Source organism: Herbaspirillum sp. YR522 (genome assembly GCF_000282575.1).
GTDB lineage: Bacteria > Pseudomonadota > Gammaproteobacteria > Burkholderiales > Burkholderiaceae_D > Herbaspirillum.
In genome coordinates this window covers 1-24,594 of the sequence record NZ_AKJA01000067.1, presented here as the reverse complement: position 1 = coordinate 24,594, position 24,594 = coordinate 1, and the positions used below count along the sequence as shown (strand labels likewise).

At 65.3% G+C, this 24,594-nt stretch carries 24 protein-coding genes; 22 read left to right on the top strand and 2 right to left on the bottom strand.

Annotation, left to right across the window (positions count from 1 at the left end; all coding sequences use genetic code 11):
* The 16 genes from PMI40_RS10975 to PMI40_RS10900 form a co-directional block, all read left to right on the top strand.
* A partial coding sequence (locus tag PMI40_RS10975) for a TonB-dependent receptor domain-containing protein (RefSeq protein ID WP_008115156.1) occupies positions 1 to 1,268 on the top strand: 1,268 nt, incomplete at its 5' end.
* Positions 1,269 to 1,279: 11 nt separating this feature from the next.
* Positions 1,280 to 2,221: an alpha/beta hydrolase gene (locus PMI40_RS10970; protein WP_238540932.1), complete on the top strand. Its 942-nt coding sequence runs from the start codon at positions 1,280 to 1,282 to the stop codon at positions 2,219 to 2,221.
* A 151-nt stretch (positions 2,222 to 2,372) separates the two neighbouring features.
* A complete protein-coding gene (locus PMI40_RS10965; RefSeq protein WP_008115152.1) occupies positions 2,373 to 3,074 on the top strand; it encodes a PepSY-associated TM helix domain-containing protein in 702 nt (233 codons plus the stop codon).
* Between the two features lie 74 nt (positions 3,075 to 3,148).
* A complete protein-coding gene (locus PMI40_RS10960) occupies positions 3,149 to 3,709 on the top strand; it encodes a DUF2271 domain-containing protein (protein WP_008115151.1) in 561 nt (186 codons plus the stop codon).
* A 40-nt stretch (positions 3,710 to 3,749) separates the two neighbouring features.
* Positions 3,750 to 4,583 (top strand): DUF4198 domain-containing protein, encoded by an 834-nt coding sequence (locus tag PMI40_RS10955; RefSeq protein WP_008115150.1) that lies wholly within the window; start codon positions 3,750 to 3,752, stop codon positions 4,581 to 4,583.
* 13 nt (positions 4,584 to 4,596) lie between these two features.
* On the top strand, positions 4,597 to 5,601 hold the full coding sequence (locus tag PMI40_RS10950; RefSeq protein ID WP_008115148.1) for an FAD:protein FMN transferase: 1,005 nt from the start codon (positions 4,597 to 4,599) through the stop codon (positions 5,599 to 5,601).
* Between the two features lie 7 nt (positions 5,602 to 5,608).
* Positions 5,609 to 7,195, top strand: a complete 1,587-nt coding sequence (locus PMI40_RS10945; RefSeq protein WP_008115147.1) for a flavodoxin domain-containing protein — start codon at positions 5,609 to 5,611, stop codon at positions 7,193 to 7,195.
* 82 nt (positions 7,196 to 7,277) lie between these two features.
* A complete protein-coding gene (locus PMI40_RS10940) occupies positions 7,278 to 8,615 on the top strand; it encodes a hemolysin family protein (RefSeq protein ID WP_040501917.1) in 1,338 nt (445 codons plus the stop codon).
* A gap of 60 nt (positions 8,616 to 8,675) precedes the next feature.
* Positions 8,676 to 9,584, top strand: a complete 909-nt coding sequence (locus PMI40_RS10935; protein ID WP_008115145.1) for a DNA ligase — start codon at positions 8,676 to 8,678, stop codon at positions 9,582 to 9,584.
* Positions 9,585 to 9,945: 361 nt separating this feature from the next.
* The gene (locus tag PMI40_RS10930) at positions 9,946 to 11,280 is read left to right on the top strand and encodes an MFS transporter (RefSeq protein WP_051001794.1); all 1,335 of its coding nucleotides are present in this window, start codon (positions 9,946 to 9,948) and stop codon (positions 11,278 to 11,280) included.
* A gap of 67 nt (positions 11,281 to 11,347) precedes the next feature.
* Positions 11,348 to 12,046 carry a DUF4197 domain-containing protein gene (locus tag PMI40_RS10925; RefSeq protein WP_008115140.1) on the top strand — a complete coding sequence of 233 codons (699 nt, stop codon included), beginning with the start codon at positions 11,348 to 11,350 and terminating at the stop codon, positions 12,044 to 12,046.
* A 489-nt stretch (positions 12,047 to 12,535) separates the two neighbouring features.
* Entirely contained in the window at positions 12,536 to 13,249 is a 714-nt protein-coding gene (locus tag PMI40_RS10920) for an ABC transporter permease (RefSeq protein WP_008115137.1), read from the top strand.
* A 22-nt stretch (positions 13,250 to 13,271) separates the two neighbouring features.
* A complete protein-coding gene (locus tag PMI40_RS10915; RefSeq protein ID WP_008115134.1) occupies positions 13,272 to 14,177 on the top strand; it encodes a glycine betaine ABC transporter substrate-binding protein in 906 nt (301 codons plus the stop codon).
* Between the two features lie 10 nt (positions 14,178 to 14,187).
* Entirely contained in the window at positions 14,188 to 14,838 is a 651-nt protein-coding gene (locus PMI40_RS10910; protein ID WP_008115133.1) for an ABC transporter permease, read from the top strand.
* Complete coding sequence (locus PMI40_RS10905) at positions 14,835 to 15,968, top strand: ABC transporter ATP-binding protein (RefSeq protein WP_008115131.1); 1,134 nt, start codon at positions 14,835 to 14,837, stop codon at positions 15,966 to 15,968. Before PMI40_RS10910 ends, PMI40_RS10905 begins: the two co-directional genes overlap by 4 nt.
* Before the next feature lie 50 nt (positions 15,969 to 16,018).
* Complete coding sequence (locus PMI40_RS10900; protein ID WP_081496443.1) at positions 16,019 to 17,149, top strand: fimbrial protein; 1,131 nt, start codon at positions 16,019 to 16,021, stop codon at positions 17,147 to 17,149.
* 24 nt (positions 17,150 to 17,173) lie between these two features.
* On the opposite strand, the gene PMI40_RS10895 is transcribed toward PMI40_RS10900, so the two are convergent.
* Complete coding sequence (locus tag PMI40_RS10895) at positions 17,174 to 18,070, bottom strand: LysR family transcriptional regulator (protein WP_008115129.1); 897 nt, start codon at positions 18,068 to 18,070, stop codon at positions 17,174 to 17,176.
* Between the two features lie 133 nt (positions 18,071 to 18,203).
* On the opposite strand from PMI40_RS10895, the gene speB reads away from it, so the two are divergent.
* From speB to PMI40_RS10865, 6 genes are read left to right on the top strand one after another with little or no spacing between them, the layout of a single operon-like run.
* The gene (speB, locus tag PMI40_RS10890) at positions 18,204 to 19,157 is read left to right on the top strand and encodes an agmatinase (RefSeq protein ID WP_008115128.1); all 954 of its coding nucleotides are present in this window, start codon (positions 18,204 to 18,206) and stop codon (positions 19,155 to 19,157) included.
* 53 nt (positions 19,158 to 19,210) lie between these two features.
* Positions 19,211 to 20,644, top strand: a complete 1,434-nt coding sequence (argH, locus tag PMI40_RS10885; RefSeq protein ID WP_008115127.1) for an argininosuccinate lyase — start codon at positions 19,211 to 19,213, stop codon at positions 20,642 to 20,644.
* Positions 20,641 to 21,486, top strand: a complete 846-nt coding sequence (locus PMI40_RS10880; RefSeq protein ID WP_008115126.1) for an amino acid ABC transporter permease — start codon at positions 20,641 to 20,643, stop codon at positions 21,484 to 21,486. Before argH ends, PMI40_RS10880 begins: the two co-directional genes overlap by 4 nt.
* Complete coding sequence (locus PMI40_RS10875) at positions 21,483 to 22,250, top strand: amino acid ABC transporter ATP-binding protein (protein ID WP_008115124.1); 768 nt, start codon at positions 21,483 to 21,485, stop codon at positions 22,248 to 22,250. The genes PMI40_RS10880 and PMI40_RS10875 overlap by 4 nt, the downstream gene beginning before the upstream one ends.
* A gap of 48 nt (positions 22,251 to 22,298) precedes the next feature.
* On the top strand, positions 22,299 to 23,135 hold the full coding sequence (locus PMI40_RS10870) for an ABC transporter substrate-binding protein (protein WP_008115120.1): 837 nt from the start codon (positions 22,299 to 22,301) through the stop codon (positions 23,133 to 23,135).
* Between the two features lie 2 nt (positions 23,136 to 23,137).
* A complete protein-coding gene (locus tag PMI40_RS10865; protein WP_081496442.1) occupies positions 23,138 to 23,938 on the top strand; it encodes a class II aldolase/adducin family protein in 801 nt (266 codons plus the stop codon).
* Positions 23,939 to 23,950: 12 nt separating this feature from the next.
* Here the strand turns inward: PMI40_RS10865 and PMI40_RS10860 are convergent, their stop codons facing one another.
* Positions 23,951 to 24,436: an N-acetyltransferase gene (locus PMI40_RS10860; protein ID WP_040501912.1), complete on the bottom strand. Its 486-nt coding sequence runs from the start codon at positions 24,434 to 24,436 to the stop codon at positions 23,951 to 23,953.
* Positions 24,437 to 24,594 lie beyond the last annotated feature (158 nt).

Below are 24,594 nucleotides of genomic sequence, written 5' to 3'. Positions count from 1 at the left end.
CGCAGGCGGCCGCCACCGCCGACAGCTATACCGAGAACCCGCGCGATCATTTCTCGCTGTCGCATACCGGCCGCTGGGGCTGGGCCACCTCGGACGTGTCGTTGTCCTATGAGCAGGCGCAGCGCAAGAGCTTTACCGAAACCCCGGCCCGCAGCGACAACTTCGTGCAGGCCACGCGCGCGCCGAAGATCGAGAACACGGTGCTCGATGGCAAGCTGTCGATGCCGTTGGGGCAGCACTGGCTGGTGCTGGGCGGGCAGTGGAACCGGGCCAAGCTGAGCGACGTCAACCCCGGCGTCAGCGCGTCCCTGGTGCAGCAGTTCCAGATCGACCAGAAGGCCCTGTTCGTCGAGGACGAATGGAAACTGGCCGACGCCTGGGCGCTGACCGGCGGCTTGCGCCTGGACAATCACGAGATCTACGGCAATCACTGGAGCCCGCGTCTCTACAGCGTCTGGCACACCACCGAAAACCTGACCATCAAGGGCGGTGTCTCGCGCGGCTTCCGGGCGCCGGAGATCCGCACCATCGCGCCGGGCTATGCCTACACCACGGGTGGCGCCGGGTGTACCGTGGGCCCTACCGGCACCTGCGGCGTGATCATCGGCGACCCCGGCCTGAAGCCGGAAACCAGCACCAGCTGGGAACTGGCCGCGTTGTGGGATAACCACGCCGGCCTGTCGGCCGGCGCCACCGTGTTCTACACCGATTTCAAGGACAAGGTCAGCAACGCGCTGGTCTACAACGCCGATGGCTCCATCGCGCGCTGGTCGGCCAACAACAACTATCGTCTCTGGTACAGCTACAACATCGACCGCGCCACGATCAAGGGCGTGGAACTGACCGGGCGCTGGCAGGCCACCCGCAGCCTGGCGCTGAAGTCGAACTACACCTATACCGACTCGCGCCAGAAGGGCGGCAGCTTCGACGGCTATGCGCTCGCGCGGACCCCCAAGCACATGGTCAACCTGCGCGCCGACTGGACCCCGTCTGACGCCTGGACCCTGTGGAGCGCGATCAACTATCACGGCAAGGAGATCAATGCCGCCGCCCGCGTGGGGACTGCCGGCACCACCGTCTCGACCTCGGGCGCCAAGCAGTACAAGGCCTACGCGCTGGCCGACATCGGCACCACCTACGAGATCGGCAAGCTCACCAGCCTGTCGGCGGCGATCTACAACATCACCGACAAGCGGCTCGACGAGCAGGATTTCAACACCGTCGGCGACGGGCGTCGACTGTGGGTCAGCCTGACCCGGCGTTTCTGATGATGGCGCGCATGTCGTCACGCCGTCGCCTGCTGTGCCTGGCCGGGCTGACCGCGGCAGGTGCGCTGCTGCCGTCGCTGGCGCGGGCGCAGCCGGACCTGTCGCGTCCGCTGGGTCCGACCATTGCCGAGGCCGGCTCGGCGTTCTATCGGTTCGAGCGGTTCGCACTGTCGTCGGCCGACGGCCAGCGGCGTTACCGCGTAAGCCTCGGTATCCCGCGCCGGTCGCCGCCGGCGGCCGGCCATCCGGCCATCGTGCTGCTCGACGGCAATGCCGCGCTGGCGGCGATCGACGAGCAGCAGTTGCAGCAGCTCGACGCAGCTACGCCGCCGCTGATCGTGGCCATCGGCTATGACACCGACCTGCGCTTCGATGTGACCGCGCGGGCCTATGACTACACGCCGCCGCTTGCTGCCGGACAGGTCGACGACGAGGCCGCGCGTGGGCGACGCGGCGGCGGCGCCGATGGCATGCTGGCCCTGATCGAGCAACAGGTGTTGCCGCGCGTGCGCGGCATGGCGCCGGTCGATGCCGACCGGCTGGCGCTGTGGGGCCATTCGTATGGCGGCCTGTTCGTGCTGCATACGCTGTTTTCCGGTAGCAGCCTGTTTGCCGACTACATTGCCGCGAGTCCCTCGCTGTGGTGGGGGCGGGGCGTCATCCTGCAGGAAGAGGCACGCTTTCGCGCCGCCGCCCCGGTCGCCAGGCGCGCGCTGTGGCTAATGGCCGGCGATAGCGAGCGGCGCGAAAGGCCGGCTGCCGGGACCATTCGTGCCACCCCTCCGGGGCGCGCCGAGATGCCGCCGCAAGCCTTGCCGGAACTGGCGTCGCGCCTGCGCACGGTGCCGGGGCTCACGGTCGAGCTGCGCATCCTGGCCGGCATGTCGCATGGTCCGATGCTGCCGGCGTCGTTGCAGCTGGCGTTGCGCATCGCGGCCGGGCTGGTGCCATAGCGCGTGAAGCAGCCGGTTCTGCGGCGCTTTGTATCGCTATGTATCGGCAAGTAAAAAGGACGGTTTGTCGATCTTTTCGATAAATGCGTAGATTATAATGAGAATCATTACTAATTAAAAAGGACGGCCGGGGCCGTCCCCGGTGTTGTTCATGAAGCCAGCCCGAGTCCGAGTCACAGCCCAAGCCGCGGTCCAAGCCGAAGTCCAGGTCGCAGACCAGAAGCGTCGCGCGTTCTGGCTCAAGCACCTGCATCGATGGCACTGGATCAGCTCCGGCATTTGCCTGGTCGCCATGCTGGCCTTTGCCTGCACCGGGCTGACCCTCAACCACGCGGCGCAGATCGAGGCCCATCCCCGCATCGAGCGCCATGCCGGGCACTTGCCGGCGAGCCTGCTGGATGCACTCAAGCGCCAGGCGCAGCTCGCCCTTGCCGAGCGCAACGGTGCGGCGGCACACCAGCCCTTGCCGCCGCCGGTGCGGGCGTGGATCGGGCAGAACATGCCGCTCACGGTAGGCGAGCAGGTCGCCGAGTGGTCGACCGACGAGGTCTATGTGTCGATGCCGCGCCCCGGCGGCGACGCCTGGTTGCGGGTGGCGCTGGAGGACGGCGAGATCGAATTCGAAAAGACCGATCGCGGCTGGGTCAGCTATTTCAACGACCTGCACAAAGGACGCAATACCGGCGCGGCCTGGAGCTGGTTCATCGATATCTTTGCGGTGGCCTGCCTGGTGTTTTGCATCACCGGCCTGTTCCTGTTGCAGATCCATGCCGCCAAGCGTGCCGCTACCTGGCCGCTGGTGGCGCTGGGCCTGGTGCTGCCGTTGCTGCTGGCGGTGCTGTTCATCCATTGACCGCCGTGGTCCAAGTCATCCCACCCTTTAGCCCTTTCATTTCCTTCATTCCCTTCATCCACGAGGCCAAGTCCATGCCGCATCAGCAAGATTCGACCAGCAAGTCCGTATCGCTCAAACCTACCGTGTTGGCATTGGCATTGAGCGCCATGTTCGCGCAGGTGGCGCCGGCGGCTGGCGCCGACCTGAATTTGAAGATCGAGGTGCCCTCCCTCAACGTGGCCGAATACCATCGGCCTTACCTGGCGGCCTGGATCGAGCGCGCCGACCAGGGCGTGGCGGCCAACCTGGCCGTGTGGTACGACCTCAAGAAACGCGACAAGGAAGGCGAGAAGTGGCTCAAGGACCTGCGCCAATGGTGGCGCCGCGGCGGCCGCGAGCTGCAGATGCCGGTCGACGGCGTCAGCGGCGCGACCCGGCCCGCCGGCGAGCACAAGCTGGCCTTCGTTGCCGGTCGCGGCCCGCTGGGGGAGCTGGCCGCCGGCGAGTACGTGCTCAATGTGGAAGCGGCGCGCGAAGTGGGCGGCCGCGAACTGCTCAAGCTGCCGTTCACCTGGCCGCCGGCATCGGCGCAGAACCTTCGCGCCCAAGGCGCCAGCGAGCTGGGCGTGGTGTCGCTCGAACTCAAGCCCTGAATATCTTCCCCGTCATCCATCCCATCATCACGGAGCCAACATGAATTCTTCCTTCCCGCGCGCCTTGCGCACCTCGATCAAGCTGGCCGTCGTGGCGCTGGCCATCAGCCTGCCGCTGTCGGCCCAGGCGCATCGCCAGTGGCTGCTGCCGTCGGCCACCGTGTTGTCGGGCAAGGACGCCTGGGTCACGGTGGACGCGGCGGTCTCCAACGACCTGTTCTACTTCGAGCACTTTCCGCTGCGCCTGGATGGCCTGGCCGTGACCGCGCCCGACGGCAAGTTCGTGCAGGCCGTCAATGCCGCCACCGGCAAGTACCGCAGTACCTTCGATGTGCAACTGAGCCAGCCCGGCACCTACAAGATCGCGGTGGTCAACAACGGCCTGTTCGCCAGCTACAAGGTCGACGGCCAGCAGAAACGCTGGCGCGGATCGGTCCAAGCGTTTGCCCGGGAAGTGCCGGCCAATGCCCAGGAGCTGAAGGTGACCCAGGCCAGCAGCCGCATCGAGACTTTCGCCACGTCCGGCAAGCCGACCCGCGGCGCCCTGGCCATCACCGGTTCCGGGCTCGAGCTGCAGCCGATCACCAACCCCACCGACCTGGTGCTGGGCGATACCGCACAATTCCAGCTGCTGCTCGATGGCAAGCCGGCCGCAGGGATCGAGGTCGAGGTGGTGCCGGGCGGCATCCGTTATCGCGACAGCTTGCACGAGGCCAAGCTCAAGACCGATGCCGAGGGCAAGTTCAGCGTCAAATGGGAAGCGCCGGGCATGCATTGGGTACAGGCCAGCGTGTCGGACCAGAAGAGTTCGCTGCCGCAAGCCTCCCAGCGTCGCGCCGTCTATGCGGCCACGCTCGAAGTGCTGCCACGATGAAGGCCCTGGCGCGATGCCCGAACGTCTATTGATTCCATCCGCGGCGACCGCGCCTGCACCCTTGGCGGCGGGAGCCGTGCATTGCCGCCTGGCCGGCCAGAGCATGGGCACCAGTTGGTCGTTGCAGCTGATGCTGGCACCGCACGGCCCCTCGCAGCACCAGGTATTGCAGGCGGTGCAGGCGCAACTGGAGCTGGTGATCGCGCAGATGAGCACCTGGCAGCCGGACTCGCTGCTGTCGCGCTACAACCAGGGCGCAGCCGGCAGCTGGCATGCGCTGCCGCCGCCGTTGCTGTGCGTGCTGGAGGCCGCCTTGACGATGGCCGCCGACAGCGATGGTGCCTTCGACCCGACCGTCGGGCCGCTGGTCGACCTGTGGGGTTTCGGCCCCGGGCCGGGGCGCGGCGACGACTTGCCCACGGCCGCGCAAGTGCGGCAGGCGCGGGCGCGCTGCGGCTGGCGGCGCATCCAACTGGACCGCGCCGCACGTCGCGTGTTGCAAGCGGGCGATGCATGCCTGGACCTGTCGGGCATCGCCAAGGGCTATGCGGTGGACCTGGTGGCGCAGGCCCTGGAGGTGCTGGGCTGCACCAGCTACCTGGTGGAAATCGGTGGCGAATTGCGCGGCCTGGGCATCAAGCCCGATGGCCATCCGTGGTACGTACAACTGGAACGTCCGCCCGGACGCGCTGGCGATGCGCTGCTGCTGGCGTTGCACGGTCTTGCGGTGGCCACCTCGGGCGACTATCGCCGTTGCTTCGAACACCAGGGCCGGCGCTACGCCCATACCATCGACCCACGCAGCGGCGAGCCGTTGCGCCAGCCGCCGGTGTCGGTCACGGTGCTGCATCGCCAGTGCATGGTGGCCGATGCGCTGGCCACGGCACTGACCGTGCTGGGCGTGCAACAAGGACTGGCCTTTGCGCGCCGGCGCAATATCGCGGCAGTGTTCCTGCACGAAGGCGCGCATGGCTTGCAAGAGCGCATGACGCCGGCGCTGGCCGCGATGCTTGACTGAGGGCACGATGAAAACGATGCCTACCTGGGCGCCAACGCTGCTGGCGTCGCTGTGCGCGATGCTGGGCGGCTACGGCGTCGCCCGCGCCGATCTGGCCGACAGCCGCGAGGGGCGCTGGTGGCTGGCAGGGCTGATCGTGCTGGCCTACCTGGCGTTGTGTGTGGTCACGGCCGTGAAGGTGCGCCGCACCACGCGCCGGCAGCAATCGCTGTGGAATGAAGAAGCGGCAGCGCAGTCGCTGCTGCTGGTGTTCGCCAGCCAGACCGGGTTTGCCGAACAACTGGCGTTGCAGAGTGCGCAATGCCTGCGCCGGGGCGGCCTGGCGGTGCGCGTGCTGCCGCTGGCGCGGCTGACCGAGGACGACCTCTGCGGTGCCACCCGGGCCCTGTTCATCGCCAGCACCACCGGCGAAGGCGATGCCCCGGACATGGCCGCCGGTTTCGCGCAGCGCATGCAGCACCAGGCCGCGCCATTGCCGCAGTTGTCGTTTGGCGTGTTGGCCCTCGGCGACCGCAGCTACACGCAATACTGTGTCTTCGGCCATGCGCTGGCCAGGTGGCTGCAGCGGCGCCAGGCGCGCCCCTTGTTCGACGTGGTCGAGGTCGACAACGGCGATGAAGGTGCGTTGCGTCACTGGCAGCATCAACTGGGCGTCATCGGTGGACACCCCGACCAAGGCCACTGGAGCAGCCCCAGCCATGGTCGCTGGCGCCTGGCCGAGCGGCGCCTGCTCAATCCCGGCAGCCTGGGCCAGCCGGCCTTTCACCTGGCCTTGACCCCGCTGGACCTGCCAGCGCCGGGCTGGCAGGCAGGCGACATCGCCGAGATCGCCCCGCGTAACGGCGAGCCGGAAATACGCCGTTTCATGACGGCACTGGCGCTGGACGACGCTGGCCTGGTCGAGCCGCTGGCGGCGCTGGCGCTGCCAGCCAGCGGGTTGGAAGAGTTGCAGGGATTGTCGGGGCCGGCGTTGCTGGCGCGGCTGAGCCCGTTGCCCGATCGCCAATATTCGATTGCCTCGCTGGCCCAGGATGGCACGCTGGACCTGCTGGTGCGCGGCATGGTCCAGGCCGATGGCCGCCCCGGCATCGGTTCGGGCTGGCTGACCCGGTATGCGCCGGTAGGCGCCACCATCGCCTTGCGCATCCGTCGCAACAGCGGCTTTCACGCGCCACCCGACGACCGGCCGCTGGTGCTGGTCGGCAACGGTACCGGGCTGGCCGGGCTGCGTGCGCATGCGCGCGCGCGCGTGGCGGCAGGCCATTACCGCAACTGGCTGGTGTTTGGCGAGCGCTCGCGCGCGCATGACTGGTTTTACCGCGACGAGATCGAGCACTGGCATGCACAGGGTCAGTTGCAACGGCTCGACCTGGCTTTTTCGCGCGACGGCGAGCCGCCCGTCTATGTGCAGGATCGGCTGCGCCAGGCGGCCGAACCATTGCGGGCATGGATCGCGCAGGGTGCCGCCATCTATGTGTGCGGCAGCCTGCAGGGCATGGCCGCCGGCGTCACCCAGGCGCTGCAGGAGATCGTGGGCGAGCAGGCGCTGATCGAGCTGGCCGAGCAGGGCCGCTATCGGCGCGACGTGTACTGAACATGGCGGGATTGTCATCGTGATTTGCGTTCCGGCCCCAAGGCACGAGAGAATGGGGCGTCAAAACAACGAGAACAACAACATGAGCATCTTCACCAGCCTGTTGCTTATCCTGCTGCTGGTCGTCATCAGCGCCTTCCTGTCGTGTGCCGAGATATCGATTGCCGCTTCGCGCAAGATCCGCCTGGAGATGATGTCCAAGGAGGGCGAACCCAATGCCGACCGCGTGCTGGCGCTGCAGGCGCAGCCCGGCAACTTCTTCACCGTGGTGCAGATCGGCTTGAATGCGGTGGCCATCCTGGGCGGCGTGGTGGGCGAACCGGCGCTCACCCCGCATCTGCGCGAACTGGTGGTGCTGGTGTACCAGGGCCCATGGCTGGACAACGCCAGCTTTGCGCTGTCGTTCCTGGTGGTCACCGCCTTCTTCATCCTGTTTGCCGACCTGATGCCCAAGCGCCTGGCGATGGTGGCCCCCGAGCGCGCCGCCACCGCCCTGGTCAAGCCGATGCTGCTGCTCGAGCGCGCCTTCAAGCCCCTCGTGTGGTTCTTCAACGGCCTGTGCAAGGGCCTGTTCACGCTGTTCGGGCTGCCGCAGATTCGCCAGGACGTCATCACGCCCAGCGAGATCCATGCGATGGTCGACGCCGGCGCCCAGGCCGGCGTGCTGCTGACGCAGGAACATCACCTCATCGAAAACGTGTTCGAGCTCGAAAGCCGCTACGTGCCGTCGGCCATGACCCAGCGCGAGAGCATCGTCTACTTCCTGCTGTCGGACACCGAAGAGACCATTCGCCAGAAGATCATCGACCACCCCCATTCGCGCTTCCTGGTGTGCGACGGCAATATCGACGTGGTGCTGGGCTACATCGACAGCAAGGACGTGCTCAAGCGCCTGCTCAAGGGCGAGCATTTCTCGCTGGCCGACAAGGGCCTGGTACACAGCCCGCTGTCGATCCCCGACAGCCTGAACCTGTGGGAAGTGCTCGAGCGGATGAAGGCCATGGACGAGGACCTGGCCATCGTCGTCAACGAATATGCGCTGGTGGTGGGCATCATCAGCATCACCGACGTCACCAGCGTGCTGATGGGCAACCTGCTGGCCATGACCGAGGAAGAACAGCAGATCGTGCGGCGCGACGAGAACTCCTGGCTCATGGATGGCCTGACCCCGCTCAACGACGTGATGAGCGAACTCGACATCGACGAGTATCCCAACCCGGTCGGTTATGAGACGCTGGCAGGTTTCATCATGTACATGCTGCGCAAGATCCCGAAGAAAACCGACTTCGTGCTGTTTTCGGATTTCAAGTTCGAGGTGGTCGATATCGAGGGAAACAAAATCAACCAGCTGCTGGTCACTCGCTTCAAACAGGACAAGAGCGAGACGCCGGTGCGCAAGGAAGTGCCCGGCGATCCCTGATTTCAACCACCAGGGGTGGCGCATCGATGGTGCCGCAGGGAGGACCACACTGGAGCTGGCATGCCCGTTGTTGACCGTTCGACCGTTTCTACCCCGCGCCGGCGCCTGCTGCTGGCACTGAGCGCCACGGCGCTCGCCTGGCGCCCCGGCAAGGCCAATGCTGCCCCGCCACTGGCGCCTCCCGGCGCAGCCCGTCCCGTCCCGCCACCGCTGATGCTGGCCAATCCGATGCCCGGGCACATCAGGCTGGCCGACTATTGGGTCAGCGAGAAATACGACGGCATTCGCGCCTACTGGGACGGACAGCAACTGTTCACCCGCGGCGGCCAGGTCATTCATGCCCCGACCTGGTTTACCCGCGGTTGGCCGGACTTTGCACTCGACGGCGAGCTCTGGGGCGGGCGCGGGCGTTTCGAACAGACGGTCTCGACGGCCCGGCGCGAACAGCCGCAAGAGCAGCGTTGGCGCGCATTGCGCTACATGGTGTTCGACCTGCCGCGGCACGGCCAGCGGTTCGACCAACGCCTGCCGGCGCTGATCAAGAGCGTCGAAGGTCTGCGCCAACCGTGGGTCCAGGCGGTACGGCAGCAGCGGGTGGCGTCGCCGGCTGCGCTGCAGCGCCTGTTGGCCGAGGTCGAGCGCGGCGGCGGCGAAGGCCTGATGCTGCATCGGGGCGATAGCCTGTACCGCGCCGGGCGCAGCGACGACCTGCTCAAGTTCAAGTCGATGGACGATGCCGAGGCGACCGTGATCGCCCATTTGCCGGGCAAGGGTAAATATACCGGGCTGGTCGGCGCGCTGACGGTGCAGGACGCCGACGGCCTGCGCTTCAACCTGGGCAGCGGGCTGTCCGACGCGATGCGGCGCGATCCACCCCCCATCGGCAGCCTGGTCACCTACCGCTATCGCGGACGCCACCCGAGCGGCAAGCCACGTTTTGCGGTGCTGCTGAGGACGCGGGTGGACTGAGTAGCGAGAAGTCCATTGCATCAATTTGAGACTTTTCTCATATCCTTTGGCGGCATTGATCAACATACTCCTCGATGTTGCCTGCTGCGAGAATGCTCGTGGGGGGCGGGCAACGAAGAGGTATGGAGTGGGGAGCCCGCGTCCGTGTGGACGCGGGCTTTTTTTTGTTTTCGCCTGCGCCGGCCGCGTCCGCGCGCCTGGCGTTTGCCGGACCGTCCGTGCGGCCTGCGCAGGAAACCGCCAAAAGGAGTAAACTGCCGGCTTGCCGCAAGCCTGGACTTGCGCTTCATCCACTCGTGACTGCGCTGCAATCGTGCGACCTTCGTTGCTTGTCCCCCTTATTGTCGGCTGTGCCCTGTTCATGGAAAACATGGATGCCACGGTACTGGCCACTTCGCTGCCGGCCCTGGCACGCGACCTCAACCAGGATCCGATCACCCTCAAGCTGGCCATGACCGCCTATGTGGCGGCATTGGGCGTGTTCATCCCGATCTCCGGCTGGATGGCAGACAAGATGGGCGCGCGCAAGGTGTTCCGGGCGGCCATGATCGTGTTCATGAGCGGCTCGGTGTTGTGCGCCATCTCGACCTCGCTGGCCACCTTCGTGGCGGCGCGCTTCCTGCAGGGCATAGGCGGCGCCATGATGGTGCCGGTGGGGCGGGTCATCATCGCCCGCTCGGTGACCAAGGCCGAACTGGTCAGGGCGGTCAGCTACCTGACCTTGCCCTCGCTGATGGGGCCGGTGGTCGGCCCCTTGCTGGGCGGCTTCATCACGACCTACTTTCATTGGCGCTGGGTGTTCCTGATCAACATCCCGTTCTGTATCCTGGGGCTATACCTGGCTGGCCGTCATATCCAGAACTTCGTCGAAGAACATCCCGCGCCGCTGGACGTCAAGGGCTTCATGCTCACCTCGCTGGGCGCGGCGCTGATCATGCTGGGCCTGTCGCTGTTCGGCACCCACCTGGTCGATGGCGCCACGCCGGTGGCCATGTGTGCCATCGGCGCGGTCTCGCTGGCGATGTATTTTCGCCATGCGCGCCAGGTCGAGTTCCCGTTGCTCGATTTCCGGCTGCTGCGCATTCCCACGCTGCATGCCAGCGTGGTCGGCGGCTCGCTGTTTCGCATCGGACTGGGCGCGGTGCCTTTCCTGCTGCCGCTGGCATTGCAGGAAGGCCTGGGCATGAGCGCCTTCCAGGCCGGGACCATTACCTGCGCCTCGGCCTTCGGCTCGCTGTTCATGCGACTGATCGCGACCCGGGTGCTGCGCCGCTACGGTTTTCGCACCACCCTGATGGTCAATGCGGTGCTGGCCGGGTTTGCGCTGGCGGCCTACGGCATCTTCAGCATCCATACGCCTTACCTCCTGATTGCCTTGATCGTGTTGATGGGCGGGGTGTTTCCGGCACTGCAATTCACCTGCCTCAATTCGATCGCCTATGCCGATATCGACAATCGCGACGCCGGTCGCGTGACCAGCCTGGCCAGCGTGATCCAGCAACTGTCGCTGGGCCTGGGAGTGACCGTGGCCGGGATCGTGCTGCAACTGTCGAACCATGTGCAGGGGCACGCGAGCATCGTCGAATCCGATTTCTGGCCGGCTTTCCTGGTCATCGGCCTGTTCTCGATCGCCTCGGTACCGGTCACGCGGCGGCTGCCGCCCAATGCCGGCGTCGAGCTCTCGCGCGGCGGTTGAACAGCGCTGGGCGTGCGCCCTGCGGCATGCCATGATGCGGGTCCAGTCTTCATCAAACGGAGTGAGCATGTTCCCCATTTCAATCCTGCGCCGTCGGGTTGCCGGCGCCGCGCTGCTGGTGGTGAGCGGCGTGGCGGGTGCCTTTTCGCTGTCCGACCTGAGCAACCAGGATGCCACGGGCGGCCTCAAGGCGGCCCTCGAGCAGGGCGCCAAGGTGGCCGTGGGCAAGCTCGGCCAGCCGAACGGCTTTCTCAACAACGACAAGGTCAAGATCCGCCTGCCGGGCGCGCTCGAGCAAGCCATGCCGCTGATCCGCATGACCGGCCAGGGTCAGCAGGTCGACCAGCTGGTGATCGACATGAACCACGCAGCCGAGTCTGCCGTGCCGCAGGCCTTGCCCTTGCTGGTCAATGCCGTCAAGTCGATGTCGGTAACCGATGCCAAGAACATCCTCGCCGGCGGCGAGACCTCGGTGACCGAGTTCTTCCGCCAGAAGACCGCCGGTGAACTTGCCGGCAAGTTCGGCCCCATCGTCAAGGGCGTCACCGACCGCAATGGCCTCTCGGCGCGCTATAACGCCACCATGGGGCAGGTCGCCAGGACCGGATTGATATCGGGCGACCAGGCCAGTGTCGAAGGCTATGTCACGCAACGTGCATTGGACGGCCTGTACCTGATGATCGGCGAACAGGAAAAGGCGATCCGCCGTGATCCGATGGGCTCGGGCAGCGCCATCATCGGCAAGGTATTCGGCGCGTTGCGGTAAGCGCCAGTCACGCCAGATCATGCCCCGGTCTGGCGCGGCAGGTGCCAGCCGGACCTCTTTATGGCAAGATTTACATGCTTTAAGGAACTATTTTGTATCCTTAAGATCGCTTAGTTATGATTGCAAGAAATAACATTTCTGGACTTCATTAAGCGATTGCTTTATACTATCGAAAGTCCTAGCGACATTACTTGTTCAACAACGCATGGTAGTTCCAACCCGTTACGCGGGTTTTCAATTTGCCGGTGAGTCTCTCCGGTTTCAACGCTGCCTGGCAGCATCAGTTCGTATCCAAACGATATAGCCCACCAGCGGCAGCGAACTAAACACAATCGAAACAGGGCTTGCCCGCATCCACCGCCGGATTTGCGTCTTGCGGCATATCGGGCGCCACGTCTTGGTCACGGCTGCCTGCCGTGGCCCGACATCTTCATGCCTACAACCCGTCGGGCGGCGTCGTGTCGTTCCGGCTATACCAAAGGGGGTCACATGACACGTGTTCGTCACGTCTTCTCCGGCGCACTAGGATTGGCGCTGGTCATTGCAGCATTGGCCTGGTGGATCGGTCCCGACGTCATCCGGCAATACCAGGGAGACCTGGTCTACTACACCGGTAAGCACCTCGAACTGGTGTTCACCTCAATGGCGCTGGCGCTGCTGGTGGGGGTCCCGGCCGGGGTAGCACTATCCCGGCCGGGCGCCGCGCGCAGTGCCGAGGCATTCATCCAGGTCTTCAACATCGGCAACACGATCCCATCGATTGCGGTGCTGGCGTTGGCGCTGGCGCTGTTCGGGATCGGCAACTGGCCGTCCATCCTGGCGCTGTTTCTGGCGTCGCTGCTGCCGATCGTGCGCAATACCTACGAGGGCTTGCGCAACGTGCCTGCCGCCATGAAGGAAGCCGCCCGCGGTATCGGCATGAAGCCGCACCAGATCCTGTTGCGGGTGGAGTTGCCCAACGCCTTGCCGATCATCGTCGGCGGCGTGCGCACGGCGCTGGCCATCAATGTGGGCAGCGCGCCGCTGTCGATGCTGATCGGTGGCGAAAGCCTGGGCGGGCTGATCTTTCCCGGCATCTATCTCAACAACCACGGGCAACTGTTGCTGGGCGCGGCCTCGACCGCATTGCTGGCACTGATGCTGGATGCCTTGGTGACCACCTTGTCGGGCATCTACCTGGCGCGACGCGGCTTGCGCGCCTGATCCATTGCAAAGAGGAATGCTTATGAAAAACAAATATCTGGCATACGCGCTGGCCATCGCGCTCGGCTTGTTCGCCGCTGCGGCGGCGCAGGCGCAATCGGTCGTGGTCGGCGGCAAGAACTTCACCGAGCAACTGCTGCTGTCGAACATGACGGCGCAATACCTGCGCGCCAAGGGCTACCAGGTCGACCTGAAGAATGGGCTGGGCAGCACCCTGATGCGCCAGGCGCAGGAAACCGGGCAACTCGATATCGTCTGGGAATACACCGGTACCTCGCTGATCGTCTACAACCACATCGACGACAAGCTCGATCCGGCGCAGACCTATGCGCGGGTCAAGCAGCTCGACGCACAGCGCGGCCTGGTCTGGCTCAACGAGTCGGCGCTCAACAACACCTACGCCTTCGCCATGCCGCAGAAGCTGGCCGACGAACTGGGCATCGACACCCTGCAGGACCTGGCCGACCGTATCAATGCCGATGACGCCCACGGCAAGGGCCGCCAGCATCTGGTCGGCGTGGACTACGAGTTCGCCTCGCGTCCCGACGGCCTGGGGCCGATGCAGCAGCTCTACGGCTTCGAACTGGAGCGCAGCGAGGTCAAGCAGATGGACCCGGGCCTGGTCTACACCGCGCTCAAAAACGAGCAGCTGTTCGCCGGCCTGACCTATTCATCGGACGGCCGCATCAAGGGTTTCGGCCTGAAGCTGCTGCAAGACGACAAGGCTTACTTCCCGGCCTACAAGGCCACTCCCGTGGTGCGCAGCAAGGTGCTCGAGGATAACCCCCGGCTGGCCGAGCAACTCAACGCGCTGGCGGCCAGGCTCGATACCGCCAAGATGACCGAACTCAACAAGCGGGTCGACATCGACCAGGAGGCCGTAAGCCGGGTGGCCGCCGATTTCCTGCAACAAGAAGGCTTGATCTGAGGAGCGCGGCATGGACTTGATTACCTATCTCCAGCAAGACTGGCACACCATCGTCGGCTTGACGGCGCAACACCTGAAACTGGTCGGCATCGCCGTCGGCCTGGCGATCCTGATCGGCGTGCCGCTGGGTATCCTGGTGGTGCGCGTGCGCTGGCTGGCCGGCCCGCTCATGGGGCTGGCGACGGTGGTGCTGACGGTGCCATCGATTGCGCTGTTCGGCCTGATGATCCCGTTGTTTTCGCGCTTCGGCGCCGGCATCGGCCCGCTGCCGGCGATCACCGCCGTATTCCTGTACTCGCTGCTGCCGATCATGCGCAACACCTATCTCGCGCTGGACAACATCGAGCCCGGCATCCGTGAAGCCGGCATCGGCATCGGCATGACCTTCTGGCAGCGCCTGCGCATGGTGGACCTGCCGCTGGCGGTGCCGGTGATCCTGGGCGGGGTGCGTACCGCGGTGGTGATGAATATCGGCGTCATGGCGATTGCCGCCATCATCGGCGCCGGCGGGCTGGGCGTGCTGATACTGCATGCGATCAGCCAGAGCAACATGCAAAAGCTGGTGGTGGGCGCGGTGCTGATCAGCATCCTGGCCATCATCGCCGACCTGATGCTGCAGCAACTGCAGAAAATACTGACACCGAAAGGAGTACAAAAATGATCGAACTCGAACAACTCAGCAAGACCTATACGCAGAAGGATGGCACCCAGGTCAAGGCGGTCGATGCGGTCAGCCTGAAGGTGGCCAAGGGTGAGATCTGCGTCTTCCTGGGACCCTCCGGATGCGGCAAGACCACCACGCTGAAGATGATCAATCGGCTGATCCGGCCGACCTCGGGACGGGTGCTGCTGGACGGGCAGGACACCGCCGGCATCGACGAAGTCAGCCTGCGTCGCCATATCGGTTATGTGATCCAGCAGATCGGCCTGTTTCCCAACATGACCATCGAGGAAAACATCACCATCGTGCCGCGCCTGCTGGGCTGGGACAAGAAGCGCTGCCGCGAGCGCGCCACCGAGCTCATGGCGATGGTGGCCCTGGACCCGGCCAAGTTCCTGCGCCGCTACCCGCGGGAATTGTCGGGCGGTCAACAACAACGTATCGGCGTCATTCGGGCGCTGGCCGCCGATGCCCCGGTGCTGCTGATGGACGAACCCTTCGGCGCGGTCGATCCGATCAATCGCGAATCGATCCAGAACGAATTCTTCCAGATGCAGCGCCAGCTCGACAAGACCGTGATCATGGTCAGCCATGACATCGACGAGGCCATCAAGTTGGGCGACAAGGTGGCCATCTTCCGCGCCGGCAGGCTGGTGCAGTTCGACAATCCCGATACCCTGCTGGCGCGTCCCAAGGATGATTTCGTGGGCGCCTTCGTCGGCCAGGACCATACCTTGAAGCGCTTGCTGCTGGTGCGCGCCGGCGAAGCCGCCACCACGCCGGTGACGGCGCGCCCCGATGTGTCCTGCGCCCAGGCGCTGGCGCTGATGGACGAAGACGATGCCCGTTATCTCACCATCACCGACGCCGACAATCGCGCGGTGGGCTACCTGACCCGGCGCGACGTGCGGGCCCAGGCCGGCGATGTGGCCGGCAAGGTGCGCCCGTTCACGATGAATGCCGGGCCCGACGAGAACCTGCGGGTGGTGTTGTCGAAGATGTACAAGCAGGGCACCAGCTGGATGCCGGTCATCGATGGCGAAGGCGCCTATGTGGGCGAGGTGACCCAGGACTCGATTGCGACCTATCTCAGCTCGGGACGTTCGCGCGGGATGGCCCAGGCCGCCTGATGCGTTGATCCAAGGTGGTGCAAAGGCGATGCTATGCATCGCCTTTTTTTATGCATTCGAAGGATTGCTATCGCGGAAATTTGAGATCTTTCTTGTTGTTGGTGTTTGGGCTCGAAATTATCATGCATCCACAAGATTTTTTTGGGGGTGTGATGGGCGAACGCAATCGGAATCGCGGGCAAGTCCTCGCGATGCTGGCAATGACGATGGCCGTGACCTTGCTGCTGCTGTTGGCCACGCCGGCCATGTCCGCCCCGTGCACCGAAAGCGGCTCCCGCGGCCCGATCAATATCAAGGTGCCCAATATCGTGGTGCCGCGGGACGCCCCGGTAGGCGCCGTGCTGGCCGAAGTGGTCAGCGATACCAGCAGCTACAGGCTGGATTGCAGTGGCCCCAATAATGTCGTGCGAACTACCTTGGGTGGACTGTTGCGAGGTAACGTCATGGAGGTGCTTGGCCAGAATGGCGATCCTATCCCTGGATTGGGCGTGCGCATGAAAGTAGCCAGTAATCTGATCGCGCAAGCCGATGGCAGCTGCGGCGGTTTCAACATGACCTTGGGCGCGATGCACCAGTTGAACTGCCGCTATTACGTTTCGGCCAACGGCACGCCATCCGGGATCGCGTTTTCCTACGGGCAGCTGACCCTGACGTTCGTCAAGACGACCGCCGCGCTCACCAGCGCCAAGCTGGGTCCCTACATGGTGCTGACCATACGTACCGATAACTACACGCCCATCGAGTACCGCATCACCGGTGGTGCGGTGGTGGCCAACCCTTGTACCTTCGACATCCCCGGCAACGTGTCGCTGGGCAGCGTGTCGGTGACAGCGATGAACGAGGGGCAGGTCGCACCGGCTGCCGATTTCCAGATCCGCGTCAATTGTTCGGACAGCGCACGCTACCGCCTCAAGTTCACCCCTTCGGCCGGTTCCGGCGCCGTCGCCGGCGTGAAGGGCGCGATGAGCAACAGCGCGGCCGCGGGCGCGGCAAAGAACGTCAATGTGCAACTGCAAAATTCGGCCGGCGCCCCCGTCGCGCTGGCCACCGACATCGACCATGGCGTCCAGCAGGCTGTTTCAGCGGTCAGCTATCGTGCCGCCATGGTGCGAAACGGCAGCGGCAAGGTCGAGGCCGGCAGTGTCACCGCGGCACTCGAGGTCAGCTTCACTTTCTATTGAGGCGACCCTGGCGGCGGGGTGCCGTTACAGTTGCATCGCCTTCAGGTCTTCCAGGAAAGCCGCCACGATCGGCTCTTCCGAACCGACGCGGTTGGTCACCACGCTGATGCCCACCTCATACGACAGTTCGGCCCGGTTGAGCGCGCGCATCTGGCCGCGCGCGACATAGTCGCGCCCCATTTCCTCGGGCAGGTAGCCCAGGTGCTGGCCCGACAGGATCAGGATCGACATCGCTTCCATATTGCCGGTCACGGCCATGATATTGCGACGGTGGATCGGTACGTGCCCGGGCGGCACCGGGTAATCGCGCCAGGCCCAGGCGTGGCTGGCGGCCTGTTCCGGCGCGATGTCGCCTGGCTGCTCGAACAGTGGATGGGGCGGGGCGCAGTAGGCGACCTGCCGCTCCAGCATCAGCTGGGTATATTGCAGCGCCGTCACGCGGCGCCAGAAATACCCGATGGCGACCTGGATGCTGCCGTTGAGCAGCATCTCTTCGAGTTCGCTTGGGGTACGCACCAGCAATTCGATGCGCACCGCTTCGTCGCGTTGGCGAAAGCGCCGGATCACCTCCGACAGCCGAGTGTTGTGATGGGCCGGCGTGTGCCCGATGAGGCCGATGGAGAGGGTGCCCACCAGGCGCTTGTCGAGATTGCGCGCTTCCATGCCGAATTCGGTCAGGGCATCGATCATGCGCCGCGCGGAGGCGGCAAATTTCTCGCCCTTGGCGGTCAGCCTGAAGCCGGCCCGCCCGCGCTCGCACAGGCGATAACCCAGGCGCGTCTCGAGCGCGCTCAATTGCGCGCTGATGGTCGACTGCCCCACATTGAGCTTGGCTTGCGCCGCCGATACACCGTGCGAATCGGCCACTGCCAGGAATACGCGGATCAGGCGCAGGTCGAGATCGAATACGTTGTTGAGCATGGCCCTCCCCGAAGAAGTCACCAGTTTTACATTGATAAACATCAATGTAAACGTCGCGACATCGATATATTTTCATCAATAGCGGGTCGATAGAATAGGTGGAAACGGACCAGACATACAAGGATAGATATCGATGGAACATGCACTGTATCAGCCCATGGGGGGCAATGAGATGCCCCGTTTTGGGGGGATTGCCACCATGATGCGCCTGCCCTATGTCGACGACCCGGCTGGCCTGGATGTCGGATTCGTCGGCGTGCCGCTCGACCTGGGCACGTCCAACCGTTCGGGTACCCGCTTCGGCCCGCGCCAGATACGCACCGAATCGGTGCTGCTGCGGCCCTACAACATGGCCACCCGGGCGGCACCCTTCGATTCGCTCAAGGTGGCCGACATCGGCGACATCGCGCTCAATCCCTACAGCCTGCTCGACTCGGTGCGCATGATCGAAGAGGGCTATGCGCGTATCTACGCCACCGGTTGCAAGACCATCAGCCTGGGCGGCGACCACACCATGACCTTGCCGATTTTGCGCGCCATGGCCAAGGCGCGCGGGCCGGTGGGGCTGATCCACGTCGACGCCCATGCCGACGTCAACGACACCATGAACGGCGAGAAGATCGCCCATGGCACGCCCTTTCGGCGTGCCTTCGAAGAGGGCCTGCTGGATCCGCTGCGGGTGGTCCAGATCGGCCTGCGCGGCACCGGCTATCACGCCGACGATTTCGACTGGTGCCGGGCCCAGGGTTTTCGGGTGGTGCCGGCCGAAGACTGCTGGCACCGTTCGCTGGCGCCGTTGATGGCCGAGGTGCGCCAGCAGATGGGCGATGGCCCGGTCTACCTGACGTTCGATATCGATGGCCTCGATCCGGCGTTCGCACCCGGCACCGGTACGCCGGAGATAGGGGGGCTTTCGGTGCAGCAGGGCATGGAAATCATCCGTGGCTGCCGTGGGCTCGATATCGTCTCGTCGGACCTGGTCGAGGTCTCGCCGCCGTACGACCAGGCCGGCACCACCGCCCTGGTGGCGGCCAACCTGGCATACGAAATGCTCTGCATTTTCCCGGGTGTAAAGTACCGTAGCTGAAAGGCATATGCGGACAATCAGATTTTGCTGCAACCAGATGACAAGGAACAAGCATGAGTGACACCCGGCTGTGGGGAGCACGTTTTCGTTCACCGCCCGATCCGGCCCTGATGAAGCTGTCGCGCGGCGGGCTCGATCATTTCCGCCTGACCCGATTCGATATCGTGGCGTCGCAGGCCCACGCGCGTGAGCTGCTGCGCGCGGACGTGCTGGATGCGGCCGAATGCGAGGCCATCGTCACCACCCTGGGCGCGCAGGAGGCGGCCTTCGCGCGCGGGGAGCTGCAACCGACGGCGGCCGACGAAGACGTGCATACCTTCATGGAGAGAGTGCTGGTCGAAGCGCTGGGCGCGACCGGCGCCAAGCTGCGCGCGGGCCGTTCGCGCAACGACCAGGCGGCCAACAACCTCAAGCTCTACCTGCGCGAGCAGGTGCGTGAGATCGGTGCCATGCTGCTCGATCTGCAGGATGCCCTGGTGAGCCAGGCGGCGCTGCATACCGAGACCCTGGCGCCGGGCATGACCCATCTGCAGGCAGCCCAGCCTATCGTCTTCGGGCACCAACTGCTGGCCCATGCGCAGACCTTCAGCCGCGACCTCTCGCGCCTGCAGGACTGGGACCGGCGCCATGCCCGCTCGCCACTGGGTGCGGCCGCGATGGCCGGCTCGGCGATTGCCTTGCAGCCCGAACTGTCGGCGGCCGATCTTGGCTACGACGGTCCCTGTGAAAACTCGATCGATGCCGTCGGCAGCCGCGACCATGTGGCCGAGTTCCTGTTCGACTGCGCCATGCTGGGCACGCACGTCTCGCGCCTGGCCGAGGAAGTCACGCTGTGGGTGTCGCGCCAGTTCCGCTGGGTCGAGCTGGACGACGCCTTCTCCACCGGCAGTTCCATCATGCCGCAGAAGAAGAATCCGGATATCGCCGAACTGGCGCGCGGTCGCTCGGCGCGCCTGATCTCGCTGCTCATGGATATGCTGGTGGCGTTGAAGGGCTTGCCGTTCTCGTACAACCGCGACCTGTCCGAAGACAAGTACGCTGCCTTCGAAGCCATCGACGTGCTGCACATGGTATTGCCGGCGATGGCCGGCATGGTGCGCACCATGCGGGTCGATCGCGAACGCATGCGGGCCGACGCCACCCAGGGCTTCACGCTGGCCACCGAGGTGGCCGACTGGCTGTCACGTCGCGGCGTGCCGTTTGCCCAGGCCCATGAGATCACCGGTGCCATGGTGCGCCGCTGCGAAGACCTGGGCCTGGAGCTGCACCAGCTCGATGACGCCCAGCTGGCCGCCATCAGCGAGCACCTGGGGCCACAGGTGCGCGCCGTGCTCACACCCGAGGCTGCGGTGGCGGCCCGCAGCGGCTACGGCGGCACCGCCCCGCAGCAGGTCCGGGCCCAGCTCGAGCGCCTGCGCGCGCTGCTGGCCACGCAACGTGCCTGGAGCCAGGCCAGTGTCGACGCCGCGCCGGCAGGTGCGGCATGAGCAGCGTGCCTTCGGCCTACGCCATCGACCACCTGAAGATCGCGCCGCGCCGTTTCTACGGGCGCTGGCTGACCGCCGCCGTGATCCTGGCCGTGATGGGGCTGGTCATCAATGCCTTCGCCCACGGCCAGATCGAATGGAAGATCGTGGCGCAGTTCATGACCGCCAAGGTCATCATGCATGGCCTGGTCAATACCATCCTGATGACCATCTACGCCATGGCGGTGGGCATCGTGCTGGGGGTGCTCTTCGCGGTCATGGTGATGTCGCCCAATCCGGTGGTGCGTGGCGTGGCCGCGTTCTACATCTGGTTCTTCCGGGGCACGCCGCTGCTGCTGCAGATGCTGTTGTGGTTCAACCTGGCGCTGGTGTTTCCGGTGCTGGGCGTCCCAGGGCTGTTCGAGGCCCGCACGGTCGATATCATCACGCCGTTCGTGGCCAGCCTGCTGGGGCTGGGGATCGGACAAGGAGCGTACACGGCCGAGGTGGTGCGCGGCGGTATCCTGTCGGTCGACCATGGCCAGACCGAGGCCGCCAAGGCGATCGGCATGACGCGCCTGACCGCGCTGCGCCGCATCGTGTTGCCGCAGGCGATGCGGGTGATCATCCCGCCGGTGGGCAATGAGGTCATCAGCATGATCAAGCTGACCTCGGTGGCCAGCGTGATCCAGTTTTCCGAAATCCTGCACAACGCCCAGACCATCTATTTCGCCAACGCGCGCGTCATCGAGCTGTTGATCGTGGCCACCGTGTGGTACCTGGCGGTGGTGACCGTGTTTTCCGTCGGCCAGTATTTCCTGGAGCAGGCGTTCGCCCGCAAGCGCAGCGGAGGCAAGCCATGAGCAAGCCGATGATCGTGGCCCACGACGTGCACAAGTATTACGGCGGCTTCCACGCCCTGAGGGGCGTGGGCCTGACGGTGGCTGCCGGCGAGGTATGCTGCATCGTCGGCCCTTCGGGGTCCGGCAAGAGCACCTTGCTGCGCTGTATCAACCAGCTGGAGGCGGTCGATGGCGGCGCCATCTGGATCGGCGACGAATTGCTGGGCTATCGCCGCCGCGGCGATCTGCTGGTACCGCTGTCGGATAGCGACATCGCCCGCCAGCGCCTGTTGAGCGGGATGGTGTTCCAGCGCTTCAACCTGTTCGGTCACATGACGGCGTTGCAGAACGTGATGGAAGGCCCGGTCGTGGTGCAACGACGCCGTCGCGCCGAAGTGCGCGAAGAAGCCATGGCGCTGCTGGCGCGCGTGGGCCTGGCCGAGCGCGCCGATGCCTATCCGACCGAACTGTCGGGCGGACAGCAGCAGCGCGTGGCGATTGCCCGGGCGCTGGCCATGCGGCCGCGGCTGATGCTGTTCGATGAGCCGACCTCGGCGCTCGACCCGGAACTGGTGGGTGAGGTGCTGGCGGTCATGAAGGACCTGGCCGGCAGCGGCATGACCATGATCGTGGTCACCCATGAACTGGGGTTTGCACGCGAGGTATCGAACCGCGTGGTGTTCATGGACGGCGGCCAGGTGATCGAAAGCGGCACCCCGGGCGAGGTACTGGCGCGGCCACGGCATCGGCGCACCCAGGAATTCATCGCCGCCATCCTGGCGTAGAGCGTACCCTGCATGATTGATTGCATTCCAACCCAGAAGGAGAACCCCGTGAAATTGAAGAACAAGACGCTGCTCGGCCTGCTCGCCGGCGCCATGCTCGCCAGCTCCTTCCAGGCCGTCGCGGCCGACCTGCCCGAGCGCATCAAGAAGGCGGGCAAGCTGGTGATCGCCTCGCAGGCCAACTACCCGCCGATTGCCTACAAGGATCCGGCCAGCGGCGAGCTGATGGGACTGGACATCGAATTGGGCGCGGCCATCGCCAAGGAGCTGGGCGTGAAGGTCGAGTACCAGGAAACCGCTTTCGCCCAGGTCTTCAGCTCGCTGGCCACCGGACGCGCCGACATCGCCATGGTGGCCATCAGCGATACCGCCGAACGGCAGAAGGTGGCCGACTTCATCGACTACATGAAGACCGGCCCCCAGTTCTTCACCTTGCAGGCCAATGCCGCGCGCATCAAGGGCATTGCCGACGTCTGCGGCACCAAGGTCGGGGCCAGCCGCAATACCAACTGGCCGGGCCAGATCGCCGGCTGGAGCAATGACAACTGCGTGGCCAAGGGCAAGCCGGCGATCACCGTGATCGGCACCGAAGGCTCGGTGGATGCGCGCACCCAGCTCAAGACCGGTCGCATCGACGTCGCCGTGCAGGGGAGCGAAACGCTGCCGTATTTCCTGGGGATGGAAGCCAATACCTACGTGCTGCTGGGCCAGCCGCTGTTTGCGCAGGAAACCGGCATCCCGGTGTCGAAGAACGAGCCGGCGCTGCGCGACGCGGTGCTCGATGCCCTCAAGCGATTGCAGGCCAACGGTACCTACGACAAGCTGCTGGCCAAGTACAAGCTGCAAGGCAGCGCCATGCCGGCGGCGCTGAACCAGGGCAAGTAGGCATGCCAGCGACCGACGACGAACACGCCAGCGCGCGTGCGCTGGGACTGGCCGGTGCCGATTGCGCCGAATGGCACACGCGCTGCGAATTGGCGGCACTGTACCGGCTGGCGGCGCACTTCCGGATGACCGACCTGATCGACACCCACATCTCGGCGCGCCTGCCGCAGCAGCCCGGCCAGTTCCTGATCAATCGCTACGGGGTGCTGTTTCATGAGATGCGCGCCAGCGACCTGGTCAAGGTGGACGACGAGGGGCGTGCGCTGCAGGTGGGGCCCGCGGCCCTTGCCGGGCAGCGCGTCAACAAGGCCGGTTTCACGATCCATTCGGCGGTGCACAAGGCGCGCCCCGAGCTGCACTTCGTGATCCATACCCATACCAGCGCCGGCATGGCGGTGGCCGCCCAGCAGGCAGGGCTGCTGCCGATCAGCCAGCATGCATTGAAGTTCTACGGCAAGCTGGGGTATCACGATTACGAAGGCATCGCGCTCGACCTGGCCGAGCGCGAGCGGCTGGTGGCGGCCCTGGGCAGCCACCGCGCGCTGATCCTGCGCAATCACGGCCTGCTGGCCGCCGGCAGTACGGCGGCCGAGGCGTTCCACGAGATCTATTTCCTGGAGCGCGCCTGCCAGGCGCAGGTGGCCGCGCTGGCCGGTGGCCAGCCATTGAACCTGCCGCCGGAGGCGGTACGACTGCGCACGGCGGCACAATTCGACAACGACAATGCCAGCGGCATCATCGACCTGGCGTGGCAGTCGGCGTTGCGGTTGATCCAGGGGGAGGGCAGCGGCTACCGCTGCTGATGGCGTACTGGCTCAGTCCAGCAGCTTCTGCATGAACAGTGCGCGTCCGGTCTCGGCATCGAGCTGGTAGCCGGCAAAGCCGGTGGCACGATAGAGCGATCGTGCCACGGCATTGCCTTCCAGGACTTCCAGCGTCACCTTGCAGCAGCCCAGCTCACGCGCCTGCTGCACCACCCGTTCGACCAGCATGCGGCCGATACCCTGGCCGCGCGCCGCCGGCACCACGGCCAGGTCGTGGATGTTGAGCAGGGGCTTGCAGGCGAACGACGAAAAGCCTTCGAAGCAATTGGCCAGTCCCACCGCTTGCTGGCCATCGAATGCCAGCAACACATGCACCCCCGCACGCTTGCACAGTTCGGCGGCAAGGTTGGCGCGGGTGAAATCGGACAGTGGCTGGCCGCCGCCCATGATGTCGCGGGCATAGGCGTCGAGCACATCGACCAGCGCACCAGCGTGTACCGGATCGGACAGGTCGGCCTTGACGATGGCGACGGCCATGGGCTTACTTGCCGCGCGAACCGCCGTGGGTCAGCGCCGACGGCTTGCTGCCACCCTGGCGCTGGCCGCCGCCGGCACGTTGGCCGCCGTTGCCACCGCCGCTGTTGCCACCGCCATGTGCTGCGCCTGCCGGACGCGGGGCCGGCTTGCGCCCGCCA

What these genes read in the sequence shown, in the direction of transcription:
- PMI40_RS10970 (WP_238540932.1), top strand. Translation starts at nt 1,280, where the DNA reads ATGTCGTCACGCCGTCGCCTGCTGTGCCTGGCCGGGCTGACCGCGGCA.
- PMI40_RS10965 (WP_008115152.1), top strand. Translation starts at nt 2,373, where the DNA reads ATGAAGCCAGCCCGAGTCCGAGTCACAGCCCAAGCCGCGGTCCAAGCC.
- PMI40_RS10960 (WP_008115151.1), top strand. Translation starts at nt 3,149, where the DNA reads ATGCCGCATCAGCAAGATTCGACCAGCAAGTCCGTATCGCTCAAACCT.
- PMI40_RS10955 (WP_008115150.1), top strand. Translation starts at nt 3,750, where the DNA reads ATGAATTCTTCCTTCCCGCGCGCCTTGCGCACCTCGATCAAGCTGGCC.
- PMI40_RS10950 (WP_008115148.1), top strand. Translation starts at nt 4,597, where the DNA reads ATGCCCGAACGTCTATTGATTCCATCCGCGGCGACCGCGCCTGCACCC.
- PMI40_RS10945 (WP_008115147.1), top strand. Translation starts at nt 5,609, where the DNA reads ATGAAAACGATGCCTACCTGGGCGCCAACGCTGCTGGCGTCGCTGTGC.
- PMI40_RS10940 (WP_040501917.1), top strand. Translation starts at nt 7,278, where the DNA reads ATGAGCATCTTCACCAGCCTGTTGCTTATCCTGCTGCTGGTCGTCATC.
- PMI40_RS10935 (WP_008115145.1), top strand. Translation starts at nt 8,676, where the DNA reads ATGCCCGTTGTTGACCGTTCGACCGTTTCTACCCCGCGCCGGCGCCTG.
- PMI40_RS10930 (WP_051001794.1), top strand. Translation starts at nt 9,946, where the DNA reads ATGGAAAACATGGATGCCACGGTACTGGCCACTTCGCTGCCGGCCCTG.
- PMI40_RS10925 (WP_008115140.1), top strand. Translation starts at nt 11,348, where the DNA reads ATGTTCCCCATTTCAATCCTGCGCCGTCGGGTTGCCGGCGCCGCGCTG.
- PMI40_RS10920 (WP_008115137.1), top strand. Translation starts at nt 12,536, where the DNA reads ATGACACGTGTTCGTCACGTCTTCTCCGGCGCACTAGGATTGGCGCTG.
- PMI40_RS10915 (WP_008115134.1), top strand. Translation starts at nt 13,272, where the DNA reads ATGAAAAACAAATATCTGGCATACGCGCTGGCCATCGCGCTCGGCTTG.
- PMI40_RS10910 (WP_008115133.1), top strand. Translation starts at nt 14,188, where the DNA reads ATGGACTTGATTACCTATCTCCAGCAAGACTGGCACACCATCGTCGGC.
- PMI40_RS10905 (WP_008115131.1), top strand. Translation starts at nt 14,835, where the DNA reads ATGATCGAACTCGAACAACTCAGCAAGACCTATACGCAGAAGGATGGC.
- PMI40_RS10900 (WP_081496443.1), top strand. Translation starts at nt 16,019, where the DNA reads ATGCATTCGAAGGATTGCTATCGCGGAAATTTGAGATCTTTCTTGTTG.
- PMI40_RS10895 (WP_008115129.1), bottom strand. Translation starts at nt 18,070, where the DNA reads ATGCTCAACAACGTATTCGATCTCGACCTGCGCCTGATCCGCGTATTC.
- speB (WP_008115128.1), top strand. Translation starts at nt 18,204, where the DNA reads ATGGAACATGCACTGTATCAGCCCATGGGGGGCAATGAGATGCCCCGT.
- argH (WP_008115127.1), top strand. Translation starts at nt 19,211, where the DNA reads ATGAGTGACACCCGGCTGTGGGGAGCACGTTTTCGTTCACCGCCCGAT.
- PMI40_RS10880 (WP_008115126.1), top strand. Translation starts at nt 20,641, where the DNA reads ATGAGCAGCGTGCCTTCGGCCTACGCCATCGACCACCTGAAGATCGCG.
- PMI40_RS10875 (WP_008115124.1), top strand. Translation starts at nt 21,483, where the DNA reads ATGAGCAAGCCGATGATCGTGGCCCACGACGTGCACAAGTATTACGGC.
- PMI40_RS10865 (WP_081496442.1), top strand. Translation starts at nt 23,138, where the DNA reads ATGCCAGCGACCGACGACGAACACGCCAGCGCGCGTGCGCTGGGACTG.
- PMI40_RS10860 (WP_040501912.1), bottom strand. Translation starts at nt 24,436, where the DNA reads ATGGCCGTCGCCATCGTCAAGGCCGACCTGTCCGATCCGGTACACGCT.